This is a genomic window from Rhodohalobacter barkolensis (assembly GCF_002834295.1).
In the GTDB taxonomy this organism is placed as follows: Bacteria; Bacteroidota; Rhodothermia; order Balneolales; family Balneolaceae; genus Rhodohalobacter; species Rhodohalobacter barkolensis.
The window spans coordinates 750,958-769,441 of sequence record NZ_PISP01000001.1 but is presented as its reverse complement, the minus strand read 5'-3'; the positions used below and the strand labels follow the sequence as shown (position 1 = coordinate 769,441).

Below are 18,484 nucleotides of genomic sequence, written 5' to 3'. Positions count from 1 at the left end.
TTGTTGGCATACCCGGCTATGTCACAGCACCAATTGTCTGGCACCGTAACCCAGCTGGAAAGCGGTGAACCTATTGAAGATGTACAAATTTTCGATAATGAAGCCGGTAAAGTCTATTTATCGGACAAGGACGGGCAGTTCAAAATTACCGGTCTCGAAAAGGGAACGTACAACCTGATTTTTTATGCACTTGGTTACGAAATTGTAAATCGCTCATTTACTATTGATGACAGAAGCATTACAGCAAATGTAGAGATGGAGTCACTAAATCGTGAAATGACCGAGGTGGCCATAATTGAACAGAGAGACCAGCTATTTTCTATTCAGCGACTTCGACAGGTTGAGGGGACATCAATATTTGCCGGTAAAAAAAATGAGGTCATCTCCTTAGATCAAATGACGGTTAACACCTCATCCAATAATGCTCGGCAAATTTACAGCCAAATATCCGGTTTAAATATATTCGACTCCAATGATGCAGGACTTCAGTTGAATATCGGCGGGCGCGGGCTGGATCCCAATCGCTCTTCAAATTTTAATACCCGTCAAAATGGATATGACATCAGTGCTGATGTACTGGGTTACCCCGAAAGTTACTATACTCCCCCCGCTGAGGCACTTAGGGAAATACAGGTTATTCGAGGAGCCGCTTCATTACAATTTGGCACACAGTTTGGCGGACTCGTAAATTTTAAATTGAAAAAACCAAACCGAAGTAAAGCGTTTGAATTTACAACAAGAAATACTGTAGGATCAAACAGTCTATTTACGTCACATAACAGCGTAAGCGGCACAGTAGGAAATCTTGGGTACTACGCATATTACAATCGGAAAGAAGGCGACAGTTTCCGTCCTAACTCCTCTTTCAAATCAGATAATGTATACTTCTACACCGATTATCGCTTGAGCAACAATACCACAATTTCAGCAGATTTTACTTACCTCTACTATTTAGCACAGCAACCCGGGGGCCTTACCGACGCTCAATTTTATAGTGATCCAACGTTTAGCAATCGTACCCGCAACTGGTTTGAAGTGAATTGGAAACTGGCATCAGCTAAACTTGAACATCGTTTTTCAAATAAAACAAGATTATCGTTACTGGCCTATGGACTTGATGCATCCAGAAAAAGCGTTGGATTCCGCACCAACAGAGTTTCTCAGCAGGATGATTTGGATGCCCCAAGAGATCTGATTGTTGGAAATTTTAACAACTGGGCCACCGAAATCCGTTTTCTTCACCGGTATTCTATTGGTGATAAAAACAATGTAATGCTGCTGGGCAGCAAGTATTACAATTCAGATAATACTTCAGTTCAGGGGCCCGGATCTGCAAACGCAAATTCAGACTTTAGTCTTGCTGAAGACACATTCCCTAACTACCCGAATCAGTCAGATTTTACTTTTCCAAATCGTAACCTTGCTTTTTTTGGCGAAAATATTTTCTACCTGAATGATAACTTATCAGTTACTCCCGGGTTTCGATTTGAATATATCAAAACAGAAAGTCTTGGCTCTTTCAAAAGGATAAATTTTGATTTGGCTGGTAATCCGATTTTAAATGAAACATTTAATGACGACCGCAGTTTCGATCGCAATCTCTTACTTTTGGGAGCAGGTCTCAGCTACTATACCGAATCTAATCTTGAACTCTACGCTAATTTTTCACAAAACTATCGGTCAGTTACATTTAACGATATACGAATTGTAAATCCCACCTTCCAGGTTGATCCGGATATTACTGACGAAAGTGGTTTTACTACTGACATTGGGATACGAGGGCAATATGGCAACATCTTTTCCTACGATGTAAATATATTTGGGCTTATGTATGATGGCCGCCTTGGTGAAGTTTTGCGAGCAGAAACAAGAGTGGATGCAAGTGGCGAATCAGTGGAAACAGGTAGAGTAGTTCGATTCAGAGGAAATATTGGACGCGCTTTTATGTATGGCTTAGAAAGTGTTGCGGAGCTCAATGTACTGACGCTATTTGGAAATAACTCTTCCAGCTCAAGACTCAATATTTTTGCAAATACTGCGATAACACAGTCTGATTATCTCGATTCAGAAATTTCAGGTGTGGAAGGAAACAACGTTGAGTTTGTTCCACTTATCAATTTAAAAACCGGCCTTTCATTTGGATACAGAAACCTTCTCGGTTCACTTCAATACACGTTTGTTTCTGATCAATTTACCGATGCCTCAAATGCAGAGCAAAATGTAAACGACAATCAAAGTGGTATTAAAGGTGAGATACCGGCCTACGATATAATGGATTTATCTCTTTCATGGTCATACAGTTATTTCACGCTGGAGGCCGGCATAAACAACGTTCTGGATGCAAACTACTTTACTCGACGCGCTACAGGCTATCCCGGTCCGGGAATTATTCCCTCTCCTTCCAGGACATTTTACGGTACATTACAGATAAAAATCTAGTGTAAAAGGTTAAGCCATCTACTTCTAAAAGATTTCATATTTTTTTGGTATACAGCATTATATCCTGTTGCTTCCGGTGATAAAATATTGATATTACCCTAAAGTGCTGGTGTTAAAAGTCAGAATTTAAATATCTATCAGATATGAAACAGATAAAATGGGGAGTGTTAAGCACCTCAAATTTTGGTATCAATCATTTAATACCGGCCATACGGGCAAGTAAAACAGGCAACGTACACGCCATTGCTTCCAGAGATAAAAATAAAGCTGACCGTGTAGCCAAAGAGTTAAATATACCGTTCAGCTATGGTAGCTATGAGGAGCTGTTGGCTGATGAAACAATTGACGCAGTTTACAATCCGCTACCCAATCATCTGCATGTACCTTGGACAATAAAGGCGATGGAAGCCGGCAAGCACGTGTTGTGTGAAAAACCGATTGCCATGAACAGTAAAGAAGCCGAATTATTACTCCGGAAAACACGTGAACTTCCTGAACTCAAAGTAATGGAAGCCTTTATGTACCGTTTTCATCCTCAATGGGCAGAAGTTCAGTCACTGTTAGAGAGGCAAGAGATTGGTACGGTTCAGTCATTCCACTCCGTCTTTACCTACTATAATGACGACCCCGAGAATATCCGCAACTGGCCCAAAATGGGTGGTGGTGGTTTGATGGATATCGGTTGCTACTGTATCTCACTCTCACGCTTTCTGTTTGGATCAGAGCCCGAAAGTGTTTTCGGTAAACTCGAAATAGATCCACAATTCGGTGTTGACCGAAAAGCCTCAGGCATACTAACATTTGGAGAGAAAACGGCTACCTTCACCTGTTCCACCCGGACACACGATTACCAGCGGGCCATCATTTTCGGCACGGATGGACTGATCGAAATTGAAAGACCTTTTAATCCTTCGGGTGATGAGCCGGCCTATATTTACCTTACTAAAAACGGGGAACGTAAAACCATACAGATTGATTCTGTGGATCAATACCGGCTGCAGGTCGATGCGTTTACTCATTCAATTATCAATAATACTGCTGTACCCACCCCGGTCGAGGATGCCGTTGCCAACATGAATGTGATCGATGCGGTTTTTAAAAGTGATGAAAAGCGTTCGGTAATTGATCTGTAAAGATTGCTAAACTAATACTGAGAATACTTAAGTATGAATTAAGGACTCAAATGCAACCGCCTCATCTTGTTAGATTAAATCGATCATTCTTATTACCAAGTTTGCTTCAATCTTCAAACAATTAATTTGTGCAAAAAATGTAAAAAGACGCCTCTGCTTTTGATTAACAGCATTCTATCCCTAATTTAATAGGAAATAAAAGTACGTTAATAAAAATACCGTCCTGTTTCTTTGCATACTCACCGCAAATTATCTGACAAATGTGTGGAACCGGGTAATATTTTGCTAACACTCCTGAACGTTTCCAGTGATCAAAAGCATGCGATATTACAACTCATCTCTACCTACTGAATCCAATGTCAAAAAGTTAAAGGGCGTACTATTTTTTGTTCATAGTCTGCTGCTAATGGCTTTTACTGCATCAATTTCAGTGGGTCAAACCGTTTCTGTAGGACAAGGCAGCTACAGCACAAATCTGTCTGCAGGTCAGCAGGGAGCGAGTCTTCAGGATGGCCAACCGGCTTTTCCACTTCTTTCGGATCAATTTAATCAGCCTGTTCAGACAAGCGATTTCTGGAGCAGCCTGCTCTACCCTTTTTTCGGTGACCCTCACTCCGCATTTCTCTACGCGCATCCTCTTGCTATGAAAGCTACACCAACCGGAATGCAGCTTGGCTATACGTCGCAGGCCGTTGTAAACGACCGGGACTATATTTTTCCATTTGCCAATCACATGACAGTTGGTGTAGATGGACTGAATGCACCCGATACGAAAACGCTTCAATATGGTGACTGGACCGTAACAGGCGAATGGCAAGACAGTAATCGTGAAATGCTTGCTACCTTTGGGCACGGAATGCCGTTTATATTCTTTGAGATCACTGGAGGTGACGCGGTTATCAACCTAAATCAATCACATACGGTTTGGCACCAGGATGAAGAAGTTCTGGGGTTAACCATTGGCGGTGAACATTACGGTTTATTTGCACCATCGGGCTCTCAGTGGACAACAGGAGGACAGTTAAGCTCTTCGCTCAACGGAGAAACATTCCTTTCAATTGCCGTTCTGCCGGATAACGATCCGGAAACGCTGGAATTTTTCCGGAAGCGCGCCTATGCATTTGTTACGGATACAGAGGTAAGCTGGCAATACGATGAAGCCGATGCCACACTCAATAGCGTATATTCGTTTGAAACAACACTCCGTGATAATTCGGAAGGAAACCTGAATGAAACCCTTACCGCACTTTACAGGCATCAATGGCTTGATGTTGAAGAGTCGCCTACCGAATATTCGTATAATTCGCCACGTGGCGAAATGAAACTTCTGTCAGGAAATACATTTACCACGGCTCGTCAATTTTCGGGAATACTCCCTTCCCTGCCCGATTTGGGTGACTACGACAGAGCAGATCTTCTGCAATTCGTACAGCAAGCAGCGTCTGAAAATCTGGGAAGCGGACCCACCTATAATAATGGAAAGGAAATGGCGCGCTTTGCCCATCTTATACACATTGCCGATCAACTGGGTGAGGACGCTGAAGAAGCCAAAGAACAGCTGATCAATAAGCTGAAGAACCGGCTGGAAAATTGGTTCACTGCCGGTGGAGATCAGGAGTTTGTATATGACGAAACCTGGAACACGCTAACCGGCTATCCCTCCGATCATGGGGCAAGTACTCAGATCAACGACCATCATTTTCATCACGCCTATGCCATTATGAGTGCGGCCACCATCGCACGTTTTGATCCGGATTGGGCTGCCTCTGAAAACTGGGGCGGTATGGTAAACCTTTTAATTCGCGATGCCAACAACTGGGATCGGGAGGATGACATGTTTCCATTTCTGCGCTCTTTCGATGTTTATGCCGGTCACTCTTGGGCTGCCGGGCATGGCGCATTCGGAGACGGAAACAACCAGGAATCAAGCTCTGAGGCGATGAATTTTGCATCGGCGGCCATCCTTTGGGGTGAAATGACCGATCAACCTGAAATCCGCGATCTGGGCATCTATCTTTACACTACAGAGTCAGCCGCCATTGATCAATACTGGTTTGATGTGGATGAAGAGGTATTTCCGGCAGATTACAACTACAACGCATTGGGGATTGTCTGGGGAAATAAAGGAAACCACACCACATGGTTTGGCCTAGAACCCGAATTTATTCATGGCATCAATATTCTGCCAGTTCACAGCGGTTCATTCTATCTGGCCCGAGACACTGACTATATCGTTCAAAACTATAATGCAGCAGCATCGGCAAGCGGTGGTGAAATTTCCGTTTGGAAGGATATTTTCTGGAACTATCTCGCCATGGCAGATGCTGACCTGGCTCTGAGTAAACTTGAAGCCGATCCGAACTATGATCGCTTTGACGGCAACTCCCGTGCCCATAATTTGCACTGGATTCATAACATGAAGCAGCTTGGGAATGTAGATTTTTCTGTTACTGCCAATATTGCTACCTACACGGTATTTCGAAACGCTGATGATCAGCGAACCTATGTAGCTTATAACGCCGGCGAAAACTCAAGAACGGTAACTTTTTCAGACGGTTTCAAAATGGAAGTAGATGCCCGCCAAATGGCAACAGGGTTTACCGGAGATGATACAGTTGACGATGATATTGAAAAAATAGCACTGCCCGTTGATTTCGATAGTCATGATGTTGATTGGACGAATGTTTTCACGAATTTTGGCGGAGGAGAAAGTACAGTCGTAGCCAACCCCGATTTATCTGAAGAAAACCAGTCGGAGCAGGTAGCCCGGATGGTAAAAAACGCGGGTGAAGCAAATGGAGGTAGTCTGTTATCCCTCACGGAAGAGATCGATACATCCAAACGTGTGTCCCTTAAAGTTTGGGCACCGCGTGACGGAAGTACACTGCTTTTTAGAATTGAGAATTCAGAAAATCCTGAACAGTATTTTGAGGCTAGTGAATCCATACCTGTCAGTGAACAATGGGTGGAGTTAACCTATGACCTCTCAGATGCAAACTCTGATTTTAGCTATAATAGTATTGCTCTCATTTTCGACCCTGAAACAGAGGGTGATGGCACCTCTGGCTATACCTGGTATTATGATGGAATCGGTTACCAAAGCGACCAACCCGATGATGAAGAACAACCGTCCGAGTATATACTCTATCAAAACTACCCAAATCCATTTAATCCCACGACTCAGATTGCGTACTATCTGCCCGAAGCGGCCGAAGTTAGCCTGGTTGTCTATAACATGATGGGCCAGCACGTTGCAACTCTTGAAGATGGACCAAAAAACGAGGGTCAGCATACAACCACATTTGATGCGAGCAATCTTGCCAGCGGGATTTACTTATATCAGCTAACAGCAGGTAATGTTGTAAAGACAAATAAAATGTTATTTGTGAAATAAGGGCGATATTTAACTAAAATTACCTTAAAACAATCATTAAGATCACGTAAGAGTGTAACTCATTTAATTCTCTCCACATCACTTGATCGTGATTTCAATTCTTTGAATATATTTTTCCTGACAGTCATCCTGTATCGCACCTACGGTGCTGATTAAAATAGGGATTCTCTTTTACCCCACAGATTCACCTTGTGAACCTGTGGGGCTACGGACATGTCGACCCTAACGGGGCTGGTTTTGTTTTCAAACTTAAGGTCGATATTTCAAAAATTACAGTTCCAAAAATATTATAGCCGAAATACTTCGATTAGGTAATCACGTGATTACGTTTAAATGGATTTGATACAATAAAAAAATTCTGGGTCTGAACTCACCAGTATACCGATCAGAGACTTGAGTTCATCGGTGAGATCTGTGAAGTTGATGGGTAGAAATACATAACTGAAACTAACCGGTTAACAAATCCTCCAGAAATTGCTCCAAAACCATCGTACTGTTGTGGGTTTGATCTTTGGAGGCGAAGACAAAGGTTACCGTCTCGTGCTGTTTGATTAGATCCAACAGTTCCTCCACCGCTTCGGAGCCAAACAACTCTCTTCGGTATCTCTCCTTGAACTCCTCCCACTTTTCCGGATCGTGATCGAACCATTTTCTCAATTCGTGACTCGGCGCCACCCCTTTCATCCAGCGATCCAGCGCCGCCCTCTCCTTGCTTACACCCCGCGGCCAGAGGCGTTCGGTCAGAATCCGGTATCCGTCTGACTCGTTAGGCTCTTCGTAAACTCTTTTCGTTTCAATCTTCATTCTGCTCAGATTCTTTGATGAGTTTATCTACATCCAGTGACTGCATCGCACTAATCGCCGCTTCCATTGCTCCTTCTGCACAAAGACCACTTATGGATGCATCTCTGAAGCCATCCCTTGCAGCTTCAATGCATTGATCCCTTATATAATCGGCCATTTTTCTAATTTCGATATTCAAGTATGCTCCTTTTTCAGGTTGTCATGTTACTGACCAAATTAGCTAATCAAAGAGTTGAAATAAAATTCAACACAGCTTGTCAGGTAATTAAATATTTGATCTGTAAGTCTTGTATTTTAATACTATAGAAAGAGCATAAAACGAACATATGAGAGCAATCTATTCTTTCCTCTTACTACTGATGTTCCTCTTCTCATTATTGGGTTGTTCAAAACAGGAACAGGTTCAAGTTAAAAAACTGAATCTGGTTCAGGGTGTTTACGCATCAGGAAATGTGATGCCGATGGATCACTATGAGATCACAAGTAAAGTTTCAGGAATTGTGGATGAGATTTTAGTCAGTGTGGGTCAGGAAGTTGAGATCGGTACTCCATTGGTGAAGCTTCAAAACCAACCTAATGAATCGAACCTCCAAATCGCAAAAAATCAGTTAGAGTTAGCCCGTAAAAATGCCCAGCCTGATTCCGATATTTTAACTCAGCTTTCGCAACAGGTGGAGAATTCGCGGGTTGTCTTTAAACAGGACTCGATTGAATATGAACGCTTCCGTCAGCTTCATGAAGATAGCATTGGTACAAAACAGGATCTTGAGCGGGCACAACTGCGCTACCAAACATCACTGAATAACTATCAGATTGCAGTAAGTAAACTTCACGAATCACAGGAACGACTTCAGATTGAACTGGATAATGCCCGCAATAACTACAGTGCTCAGGAAAGCTTGACCGGCGACTATACAATACTTTCCGCAATCAACGGCAGGGTGTATAACATCATCCCAAAAGAAGGCGAACTCATTGCCGGAAACCGGCCAATTATGGAGATCGGGGCGGCCAAACATTTTGAAACCGAACTGCAGGTAGACGAAACGGATATTGTAATGGTAAAAGTAGGTCAGCCCGTTTACTACGAATTGGATGCCATTGAGGACACTGTTCTAAGCGGTGTGATCAGCGTGATCTACCCAAGAATCAATACTATAGAACGTACGGCAAAAGTGATCGCCTCAATTGATCCATCAGGATATCCGATGTATCCGGGAATGGCACTGGAGGCCAATATTGAAATCAATAAGAAAGATAGCGTTCTGGTTCTACCGGTCATGTTTGTCACAGAAGAAAATGAAGTGATCCTGGAAGATGGCAGCCGCAAACAAGTTGAAACCGGAATCCGGGATTTGAATTATGTCGAAATTCTGTCGGGTCTTGAAGAGGGAGATATCATACTAAAACCTGAGCCATGAACCGCTTTCCAATCTTAAAGATCGTCATCACGCATCTCACCAGCAGAAAAAGGCAGACCATCGTCTCGATGCTGGGAGTTACCTTTGGGATAACCGTTTTTATCTTTCAGGCGGGAGTAATTACAGGACTTCAGGATTTTTTTATAGAGAAGACCATCAACTCCACGGCCCATATTCAAATCTATCAGGATAAGAATCAAAAATCGCCGCCTATTCTTCGAAATGCTTATTCTGAAGATGAGACGTGGATTTCAGTGCAAAATATTAAGAGCAAAAATGAGCTGCCAAAACTGAAACGTGGCTTGCAGATCGTAGAGATTCTCGAGTCGTATCCCGAGGTGACCGGTGTCTCCCCAAGCCTGAGCACACAGGCTATTTTTAAAATTGGCGTGGCCGATGTGTCCGGTATCATCAACGGTGTGGATATTCGAAAAGAGAATCGGCTGTTCGATCTGGAGCAGGATATGGTGAGCGGATCCATTATCCGGCTCGAAACCGTGAATAATGGAATCATTCTCGGATCCGGTCTGGCTGAATCATTGGGTGCGATCCTGAATGACAATATCACGGTTGTTTCGCCCGGAGGTGTAGCCCTGCAGATGAAAGTGGTTGGTATTCTAAATACGGGACTTCGGGAGCTTGATGATAGCCGCGCTTACAGCAGCATACGAAACGCACAAAAGCTGATGAATGTGACCGGAAACTATATCACCAACATCAATATCAAACTTGCGGATGTGGATCAGTCAAGTAAATTGGCCAGTGAGTTTCAAACACGATTTGGATACACAGCCGAGGACTGGAAAGTAACAAATGAAGGTATTTTCAGCGTATTCAGGATCCAGAATATCGTAACCTATCTGGTGATCATATCCATACTTCTGGTTTCAGGATTTGGCATTTTCAATATTCTCTCCATGATGATCTACGAAAAGATGAACGACATCGCCATTCTGAAATCGATTGGGTACACGGATATCGACATCAGAAATATATTTTTACAGGAGGCGCTCATCATTGGTTTCATTGGCGGTATTTTTGGCTTAATGATCGGTTTTGTACTCTCGTGGATCACATCCATCATCCCCACAAACATTGAAGGTTTTGTTTCATCAGAGTATTTGAATATCAATTTCGATCCCGTCTTCTACCTGATGGCGTTTGTTTTTGGACTGGTTGCTACCGGAATTGCCGGGTATTTGCCGGCCAAAAAAGCTTCGAAAATTGACCCTATCAATATTATCAGATCCAATTAGCCGTGAAAAAAGTATTAGAAGCAAAAGAGTTAAACAAATACTTCTACGAACCGGTGGAATTTCATGTGCTGAAGGACATCAACCTATCGATCTACTCCGGGGAGTTTGCCTCTATTGTCGGTCCCTCCGGTAGTGGAAAATCTACCCTTCTTTATGCATTATCCTCGCTCGACCGTGAGTATAAAGGACAAGTATTATTTGATGAGATTGAATTAAAAACACTAACCAATCAGAAGCTTGCTCATCTGCGCAATAAATCGATTGGATTCATCTTTCAATTTCATTTTTTACTGGCAGATTTCACGGCTTTAGACAACGTGATGCTTCCGGGCCTAAAACTTGGTGAATTAACCCACGAAGAGCTGGAAGAGAAAGCCATGCAGAAACTGGATATTCTGGGCATTGCAGATCAAGCAACAAAGAATGTGAATAGGTTATCTGGCGGGCAGCAGCAGCGGGTATCTATTGCCCGGGCTCTCATCAATGAACCGCGTATTATTTTTTGCGATGAACCCACAGGTAATCTGGATTCTAAAAATGCCATGAACGTCTTCGAAATGCTGAAAAACCTAACGCGCGAGTTCGATCAAACCATACTCATGGTAACCCATGATGATTCTTTTTCATCTGAAACTGACCGGCAGATTCAATTGCTGGATGGGAAGATCATTGATAGACAGTAATATGATCAGCACTGAGTTGAGATCATTTTTAATCCATTCTGATTAAGCGTGCGCTTTTAATCTCATCCTGAAACGCCGCGTGACAGTTCACGCAACCTTGCTCTACAATCCGGTATTGCTCAAGAACCCGCCCCATATCTTCTTGGATTGCAGCATCACGGATAGAATCGGCATAACTGTGAACCAAGTTATCGTATTCACCAAATTGAGCCATTCGGTCACCCAAGGTATTCATAACAAGTTGTCTGCTCTCATCAGCAAGTGCAGCGTGACCGTTAATATTTGCCGCACCGGTCTCGATCAAGTCAAAATTTTTAGTATAAATTCCCTCGTTGATGGTGTGAATGTCCAGCATCAAAAGCCGCATGATGGTGTGCAGTTCCTGGGGTTCTGGTTCAACTTTTATATTATCATTCGATTTATAGGACGACAGTCCCATTAAAATTGAAACGATAAGTAAGGTAATTAAACTTAAGGCTACTCGATATTTCATCACATTCTCCTTTATTTATTCATCTTGATTAAACTTACCGGCCATATCCATGCGGATCGTAAATGACGCGGCTACCCTGCCGGCAAGATCTTTCGCAAACTCTGCTTTGTCTCCTTCGAAGTGTTCATCCACTGTCTCTTTAAAAAGTCCGTACCATATGGAGAAATCTTCCCTCTTGATCGGCAACGGCATGTGTTTCCTGAAAGGTTTCCCATGATAATCCTGAGTTTGAAACAACATCTTAGACCAGAACTCCACCATTTTGGGAAGATGAGAATCCCAATCGACTTTGGCTACATCATTGAAAATATATCCGAGACGTTCATCTTCACGAACTTTGCCATAAAAAGCATAGACCATTGTTCGTATATCTTCTTTATTTCGGATGTCGGGTTTATTCATATCATTTTATTTATAATTAAATGTCTTCCAGATTAAAGGGAGATTTATTCGACCTGAAAGCGTGCAGCGAACCTTTCATCGTTTTTTAAATCAATCAACCCAACGCTATCAGAACCTTCGGATGCTGACAGGTTGGACTTTATTTCACTCATTACGGTTCCGGATTGATAACATTCCTCAGTTTCAGGACTACCCATCGAAGTATGTCTCCTGCTTGAATGGACATTCTTTAAATTTTAATCTCTGAAATTAAAGTATAGAGCTCTGTAGAGTTTATCAACATTTAAATCGGTATTTAACGTTTTTATTGTTTTTCCATTTCTGATGTCCTATCATACAGTCGTAGTATTTGAATAAATCAAGGCCATGGACAGATATGGAAACACCAACTTTAAACAATTTGAAAGCAACCTCCACTCTGCAGGAATTCATTTCTGCAAATAAACAGACCGAGTTTTTACTTCAGTCGATCGGAATTCCTACTGATTCATATCAGGAAAAGACACTGCTGCAAATCTGTATTGAAAAGAAGTGGAATGAAAAAGAGTTACTTTCGTGGCTGCGTAAACAGGCAAGCAGACATCAAAAGAAAAAGGAAACAGAGAATTTTGATCTAAATGAGCTTAATCGAAAACAGCTGTTACAATACTACAACAAGATCAGTAACCGTCTGAACCGGATTATAAATGAATTTGAATTAGACTTTCATCGGGTATGTAAGGTTCATGGAGTTCAATATCCAATCTTGAAAGAGATGCATTGGCATCTTAAAAAAATATCAGAAAAAGTGCGTTTTGATTTGATGATGACGGACAAGACGATCACTCCTCTGCTTAAGAGTACCAATACCGGAAGTAACTCCATTCTTTACGGTGAAGCAAAAAAGTATGAGAGAAGTATAAATTTGGTTGTACAGGATCAACATCAGATTGCAAGTCATATTCAAAAAATAGAGAAAATGAATCCACACCCCGACGATATTGAAGGATCTTGCAGCACTATGAAAACTGCATTTCAGGATATGAATGAACTCTTTTCAGAGATAGACACTTATTTTGAACTGCTGAGAAACGGAATCATTCCCAAACTAAATCAAGCTATTAACAAAGACTAAGAATCATATTATGATGGTATCCGGATCAAAAAAAGAGATTTTAAATTTGATAAAGCTGCGCGGAACGCTGCAGGTAGATGAAGCTGTCGAGTTAACCGATCTGGCCAAAACCACGCTGAGAGAACATTTTCTACAGCTTGAACGCGATGGATATATCACCCGCGATTATGTCCGGTCAGGTCCGGGTAGACCCAGTCTTCAATATACGCTCACAAAGACCGGTCAGGCGCTTTTTCCAAGCCAGGAATCGAACATGCTTCGGGAACTCATTCGCTTTTTAGATGAAAATGGAAACGAAAACGACATAGAGGAATTTTTTACTCGTTTTTGGGATAAGAGGTTTCAGCGTGCTTCTTACCTGATGGAAAATGAATCCGACAATCAGTCTAAACTTACCAGGCTGAGTGAAATGCTTGAAGATGAAGGCTTTATGCCTGAGTTCGAAACCGAAGGTGACAATATTGTCATCAAAGAGTGTAACTGCCCATTCAGCGAAGTTGTCAAGGAAACCCGATTGCCCTGCAAACTGGAAGCTGAATTTTACGAACGCCTGTTTGATAAGCCGGTGGAACGAACAACTTTCATAGCGGAAGGTGACTACTCTTGCACCTACTGCATTTCAACAAAATAATTTTACTTACCAACCATAAATAATTCAGTTATGAAATATCTGATCTTAATTCTCTCACTAACATTTGGAAGTTATATTACTGCGAATGCACAGGACAGCAGCCGAGCGGATAGCACAGATGGCGAACCATTAAGTCTCATTACCGATTCTCCTGAAGAAGGATTTGAAGTGGCTATTCAGCTTGCACGTAAGGGAGTTACCTCCACTCAACCTGATAAAGAGGTGCTGTTTATGCTACGCGACGTCTATTCAAAAGATCCGGACGCGCTGATTGCAAGCTCACAGGTGATTGCAATCCATTTTCAAACCGTAGCCGCTGCAAATAACTATTGGCGAACGGATTCAGACGAATAACAATAACTAACCTTACGATCATTATTCATCAAAAATTTTATGAAGAACATAATAACGGACGAACTCGATGTCCGAACATTTATCCCCATCAAGCGGCACGAAAAACTGCATAAACTTTTTGCTGAACTCCCCGTTGGAGAGAGCTTTATTTTTATTAATGATCATGACCCTAAACCGCTTTATTATGAGTTTCGGTCGGTTTTTGGTGACGTTGTGGACTGGGAATACCTGAGTCGGGATCCCGAAGCATGGAAAGTTTGTGTTACTCGAACTGCAGATTCAGAAGCGGACAAAGCCGACGATGTTTCTACACTGATCGACCTGCGAAAAATGGAGAAGAAAGATTGGAAATACACTGTTTTCCACCGTTACGGTATGATGTTGCCGGGTGATACGATGGAGCTTCGTGCATCGGAAACGCCCGAAGAAATCCACAAAATCTTTCTAAAGAAGTTTGATGGAGAGCACACATGGTCCGTAAAAAAAGATGAAGAGAACGAAACGGTTATTCATATCACCAAAAACCGGGAAAATGATATTGACACTACCGACATCAGCGTGGTAAATAAATTTGATGTTCGTCCCTTCCCTCCTTCTAAACGGCACGACATGGTGTTCGAAGCGTTTGAAGCACTCGAGCCCGGAGAGGCGTTTGTGTTCATCAACGATCACGATCCCAAGCCTCTCTACTACCAGATGGAAGCTGAAAATGATGTTCCGTTCAAATGGGAATACCTGATGACGCTACCGGAAGAGTGGAAAGTAAAAGTGATGAAACTGTAAGAAGAGTAACACTCAGACCTGTCAGGTTTTCAAAACCTGACAGGTCTTCTAATTTGAACTCAAGGCTTTGATGTGTACCAAAGAGCTTTACTACTCTTTCGTTAAAGAATCATCAATTATAGCCTTATTGATTTAATCACTTTCTTTTGGTGGCTGCGGTCGGGGTGTTTCAAATTGGCGCCCCCCTTTCATCCCAAACAGCCAATCGCGCAGACTAAGTATCCGGTATTCAGGAAAACGTTTCTGCTCCGATTGGAAATAGGCCATATTTGTAAAAATCAGTACGCCGCCTACCGTATTGCCCAGTAAAACAGGAAGCCAATAATTGATAAAAAGGGTTGAAATATCGGCTTCAGCAGTATGAAAAATATAGAAAGAGACTTCCGCCGCGGCCGTTATGACGTGAAACAAATTACTTGTGCCAATCATGAAAAATACAAGGTAGACTACCAGAACTCTGGTTACGGTATCTCTGGCAGCAACATTAAGCCATACCACACCGGCTACTAACCAGCCGGCAAACATGGCTTTAAAAAATACACCCCACCATCCCAGTTCAAGTCCATGCACAACAAACGTTGTAGCTGCTACCTTAGCATCAGGCGATAGAACAGCAGTGTTTGCAAGGACATATCCTCCGGCAATTGCTCCAATAAGATTACCTACCAATACAACACCCCATACCTTGAATAATAATGGAATGCTGGCCAGTCGCGAGAATATCAGAGCTACGGGAGGTAGGGTATTTTCTGTATAAAGTTGAAAACGACCCAGAATGATATAGATAAACCCAAGTGGGTATAGAAGTGTACTCAGAAAAATATTGTCGGGAAAGTGACTGGTTCCAACTGCATAGCCTATAAGTGTTAATGTGATGGCTATACCTGCAGTCATACTGCTGAAAAATAACTCTCGAGGTTGACTGGTAATTTCTTCACTTGCAGATGCAAGTAACCGTTGCTGTATTTCCTGCCACGAATATCGGTCTCCAATTGCCCACCCTGAACGTGGAACACCGGATGCCGCCCGGTCTCGGTGACGAATTTCAGGCGCTTTATCCTCTTCTTTGTTATCCATAATCTCTCTGTCTATAGTTGATAATGTAATCTATCTACAAATCTTCAAAGTATCTAATCTACCTGTCATCTATATCGTAAATGAACCCGCTATTAAGCTTTGAAATTAATAAGAAGCAAATCAAGGTCTTTATAATTCTGCATCAGACCTGTCAGGTTTTGAAAACCTGACAGGTCGTAATTGAAGATATTTCTGCATCACTTTCTCACTTAGTGTCTCTTACAATAATCTTTGTAGTCTCTTCTGACACTGAACGATTGAATCAACTGTTGATGTTCAAAAATCGACCTACCGATGCTGTATAAAAACACGTATCTTATTAGGTCTATTTTGGATATCACGATGCAAAAATTGTGAACAGCAAAAGGAAAAGAATCATCGCAGATTTTAACTATAATCCGGTTACAGCTCAGGCTCATGCCAACATCGCCCTGATCAAATATTGGGGGAAGCGCTCTGTTGATTTGAATCTTCCGGCTGTAGGGTCTATCTCACTCACTCTCGATGCCTTGAAGACCACCACAACACTTCAATTTGATGAAAATCTGAATGAAGATGAGCTTCAACTGGACTATCGGAAAGTAACGGGTAAACCGCTAGACCGTGTTACCGAATTTCTGGATATAGCAGCTGAAACGTCCAATCGGCCAAGAGCAAAAATTGTAACTAAAAACTCTTTTCCAACCGGAGCCGGGCTTGCATCTTCAGCTTCAGGATTTGCAGCACTTGCTGTTGCGGCCGATAAAGCGCTGAACTTAAACCATTCAAAAGAGGAACTCTCCCGACTTGCCAGAAAGGGCTCAGGATCTGCCGCCCGATCAATATATGGAGGTTTTGCTGAAATGAAGTGCGGCTCCTCCTTTGACGATGATAAAGATGATTATGCTATTCCTCTGCATGATGAATCGCATTGGGATCTTCGTCTTTTGATTGCCGTAACGTCCACCGACAAGAAAGATGTAGGCTCAACCGAAGGAATGGTACGAACTGCAAAAACCTCCTCTTTTTATCAGGGATGGGTCGAAAATCAACAAGCTGACCTGGAAGAGATGCGGTCGGCACTCCATGCCAAGAATTTTGAGAAAGTTGGAGAACTGACTGAACATAGCTGTTTTAAAATGCACGGTTTAGCTATGTCTGGCAGACCTCCATTACTCTATTGGAATGCTGCGACCACAGAAACGATTCATACTGTTTGGAACCTGAGAAAGAAAGGCATTGCAGCATTTGTAACGATCGATGCCGGTCCACAGGTTAAAATCCTTTGTCAACCGGATCGGGCTGAACTCATTAAACAGGCCGTTCTATCTGTCAATGGTGTAAAGAATATAATTGAAACAAAACCGGGGCCCGAAGCCTCCATTGTTCAAAGTGAAATTGTAAAGAATTCATAATCGAATGCACGAATCTTCCATTTGCGTAAAATCACCCGGCAAGCTAATCTTATTGGGAGAATATGCCGTTCTTGAACAGGCTCCTGCCCTTGTAACAGCCATTGACCGTCATTGTGTTGTTAAAATTGCACCGCTTTACAATAGTACGTTTCAGATTCGAACCGGTAATCTGAAACTGCCCGAAGTACAATTTACCTTGGATTCAGAAGGCGATGCGCATTTTAGAACCCCTTTGAATTCTAAAGTAGAAAATCAGCTTCGGTTTGTTCTATCCATGCTCAAATATGTAACTCTTCGCAGTGGTAAAATTCCCGGAGCATCCATTGAAATAGATACGGCACCTTTTTATCATAAAACAACCGGATACAAATTTGGACTTGGATCCAGTGCAGCCCTAACTGTTTCTCTTCTCTCCGCCCTGATGGAGTACATGAATAAGCATATCGAACAGGAAGATCTCTACAGAGAAGCATTTCTGGCTCACCGACATGCACAGGGTAAACTTGGTAGCGGTACGGATATCGCCGCCAGTGCCACCGGAGGAGTAATGAGCTATACAATGCCGGAATCCATTGATAAACTGAATGGACAGGTACAACCTCACAGTTGGCCGGATGATCTTCATATGATTACTATTTGGGCCGGTTATGCAGCCTCAACCCGAAGTTTTGTCAGTAATGTGAATGCTTTCCGGGATCAAAAACCGGCTGAATATAACAAAATCATGCAAACGATGATGGAACTGTCTCGTGAAGGATCCGTGGCTTTTGCCAAGGGTGACACAGATGCGTTCCTAAACATCGTTGAAGACTTTAAAAGTCAAGAGTATCTTCTTGGTCAGCAAAGTGATACGGAAATCATCTCAGATGTTCATCAGGATATTTCAAGTATGGTTCAAAAAGCTGGCGGTACATACAAACCGTCCGGTGCCGGTGGCGGGGATATTGGTGTAGCCTTTTGTAAAGAATCCTCTACCGCTGATAATATCCGGGAAATGATCAAAGAGAGCATGTTTGATGTGATGGATTTGAAAATGAGTCCGACCGGAACGAAAGTGGTTCATACAACAGAAATTGAATAAGCCCAGAATCGTAAAAGATTTTCCT

The 18,484-nt window shown here is 42.4% G+C and carries 17 protein-coding genes; 12 read left to right on the top strand and 5 right to left on the bottom strand.

All coding sequences use genetic code 11. The features are described from left to right. Nucleotides 1–18: 18 nt before the first annotated feature. The 3 genes from CWD77_RS03100 to CWD77_RS03090 all read left to right on the top strand — a co-directional run bounded on the left by CWD77_RS03100 (nt 19) and on the right by CWD77_RS03090 (nt 6,966). On the top strand, nt 19–2,439 hold the full coding sequence (locus tag CWD77_RS03100) for a TonB-dependent receptor domain-containing protein (protein ID WP_240596621.1): 2,421 nt from the start codon (nt 19–21) through the stop codon (nt 2,437–2,439). 143 nt (nt 2,440–2,582) lie between these two features. Continuing rightward, nucleotides 2,583–3,572, top strand: coding sequence for a Gfo/Idh/MocA family protein (locus tag CWD77_RS03095; protein ID WP_101071758.1), 990 nt, complete (start codon nt 2,583–2,585; stop codon nt 3,570–3,572). Nucleotides 3,573–3,891: 319 nt separating this feature from the next. Beyond that, on the top strand, nt 3,892–6,966 hold the full coding sequence (locus tag CWD77_RS03090) for a glycosyl hydrolase (RefSeq protein ID WP_101071757.1): 3,075 nt from the start codon (nt 3,892–3,894) through the stop codon (nt 6,964–6,966). A gap of 447 nt (nt 6,967–7,413) precedes the next feature. On the opposite strand, the gene CWD77_RS03085 is transcribed toward CWD77_RS03090, so the two are convergent. Continuing rightward, nucleotides 7,414–7,770, bottom strand: a complete 357-nt coding sequence (locus tag CWD77_RS03085) for a DUF488 domain-containing protein (protein WP_101071756.1) — start codon at nt 7,768–7,770, stop codon at nt 7,414–7,416. Then, on the bottom strand, nt 7,760–7,948 hold the full coding sequence (locus tag CWD77_RS03080; RefSeq protein WP_240596619.1) for an acetyltransferase: 189 nt from the start codon (nt 7,946–7,948) through the stop codon (nt 7,760–7,762). The genes CWD77_RS03085 and CWD77_RS03080 overlap by 11 nt, the downstream gene beginning before the upstream one ends. 148 nt (nt 7,949–8,096) lie before the next feature. Here CWD77_RS03080 and CWD77_RS03075 point away from each other — a divergent pair, with 148 nt between their 5' ends. From CWD77_RS03075 to CWD77_RS03065, 3 genes are read left to right on the top strand one after another with little or no spacing between them, the layout of a single operon-like run. Continuing rightward, entirely contained in the window at nt 8,097–9,191 is a 1,095-nt protein-coding gene (locus CWD77_RS03075; protein ID WP_101071755.1) for an efflux RND transporter periplasmic adaptor subunit, read from the top strand. Continuing rightward, nucleotides 9,188–10,447, top strand: coding sequence for an ABC transporter permease (locus CWD77_RS03070; protein ID WP_101071754.1), 1,260 nt, complete (start codon nt 9,188–9,190; stop codon nt 10,445–10,447). The genes CWD77_RS03075 and CWD77_RS03070 overlap by 4 nt, the downstream gene beginning before the upstream one ends. A gap of 2 nt (nt 10,448–10,449) precedes the next feature. Next, nucleotides 10,450–11,130: an ABC transporter ATP-binding protein gene (locus tag CWD77_RS03065; protein WP_101071753.1), complete on the top strand. Its 681-nt coding sequence runs from the start codon at nt 10,450–10,452 to the stop codon at nt 11,128–11,130. Nucleotides 11,131–11,158: 28 nt separating this feature from the next. On the opposite strand, the gene CWD77_RS03060 is transcribed toward CWD77_RS03065, so the two are convergent. Together CWD77_RS03060 and CWD77_RS03055 are read right to left on the bottom strand one after the other, a co-directional pair. Further along, nucleotides 11,159–11,623: a hypothetical protein gene (locus CWD77_RS03060; protein ID WP_133120167.1), complete on the bottom strand. Its 465-nt coding sequence runs from the start codon at nt 11,621–11,623 to the stop codon at nt 11,159–11,161. A gap of 15 nt (nt 11,624–11,638) precedes the next feature. Next, nucleotides 11,639–12,025 (bottom strand): group III truncated hemoglobin, encoded by a 387-nt coding sequence (locus CWD77_RS03055; RefSeq protein WP_101071751.1) that lies wholly within the window; start codon nt 12,023–12,025, stop codon nt 11,639–11,641. A gap of 376 nt (nt 12,026–12,401) precedes the next feature. Between CWD77_RS03055 and CWD77_RS03050 the strand changes: the two genes are divergently transcribed. From CWD77_RS03050 to CWD77_RS03035, 4 genes are all read left to right on the top strand, one after another. Further along, complete coding sequence (locus tag CWD77_RS03050; protein ID WP_101071750.1) at nt 12,402–13,139, top strand: hypothetical protein; 738 nt, start codon at nt 12,402–12,404, stop codon at nt 13,137–13,139. A gap of 10 nt (nt 13,140–13,149) precedes the next feature. Then, nucleotides 13,150–13,770 (top strand): helix-turn-helix transcriptional regulator, encoded by a 621-nt coding sequence (locus tag CWD77_RS03045; protein ID WP_101071749.1) that lies wholly within the window; start codon nt 13,150–13,152, stop codon nt 13,768–13,770. 75 nt (nt 13,771–13,845) lie between these two features. Beyond that, complete coding sequence (locus CWD77_RS03040) at nt 13,846–14,124, top strand: hexameric tyrosine-coordinated heme protein (protein WP_420821211.1); 279 nt, start codon at nt 13,846–13,848, stop codon at nt 14,122–14,124. 39 nt (nt 14,125–14,163) lie between these two features. Next, entirely contained in the window at nt 14,164–14,907 is a 744-nt protein-coding gene (locus CWD77_RS03035; RefSeq protein ID WP_101071747.1) for a DUF2249 domain-containing protein, read from the top strand. 132 nt (nt 14,908–15,039) lie between these two features. Here CWD77_RS03035 and CWD77_RS03030 read toward each other — a convergent pair whose 3' ends face one another. Continuing rightward, a complete protein-coding gene (locus CWD77_RS03030; protein ID WP_101071746.1) occupies nt 15,040–15,984 on the bottom strand; it encodes a formate/nitrite transporter family protein in 945 nt (314 codons plus the stop codon). Between the two features lie 353 nt (nt 15,985–16,337). Between CWD77_RS03030 and mvaD the strand changes: the two genes are divergently transcribed. Next, nucleotides 16,338–17,378 (top strand): diphosphomevalonate decarboxylase, encoded by a 1,041-nt coding sequence (gene mvaD, locus CWD77_RS03025; protein WP_206017931.1) that lies wholly within the window; start codon nt 16,338–16,340, stop codon nt 17,376–17,378. A gap of 4 nt (nt 17,379–17,382) precedes the next feature. After that, nucleotides 17,383–18,459: a mevalonate kinase family protein gene (locus CWD77_RS03020; RefSeq protein ID WP_101071745.1), complete on the top strand. Its 1,077-nt coding sequence runs from the start codon at nt 17,383–17,385 to the stop codon at nt 18,457–18,459. Nucleotides 18,460–18,484 lie beyond the last annotated feature (25 nt).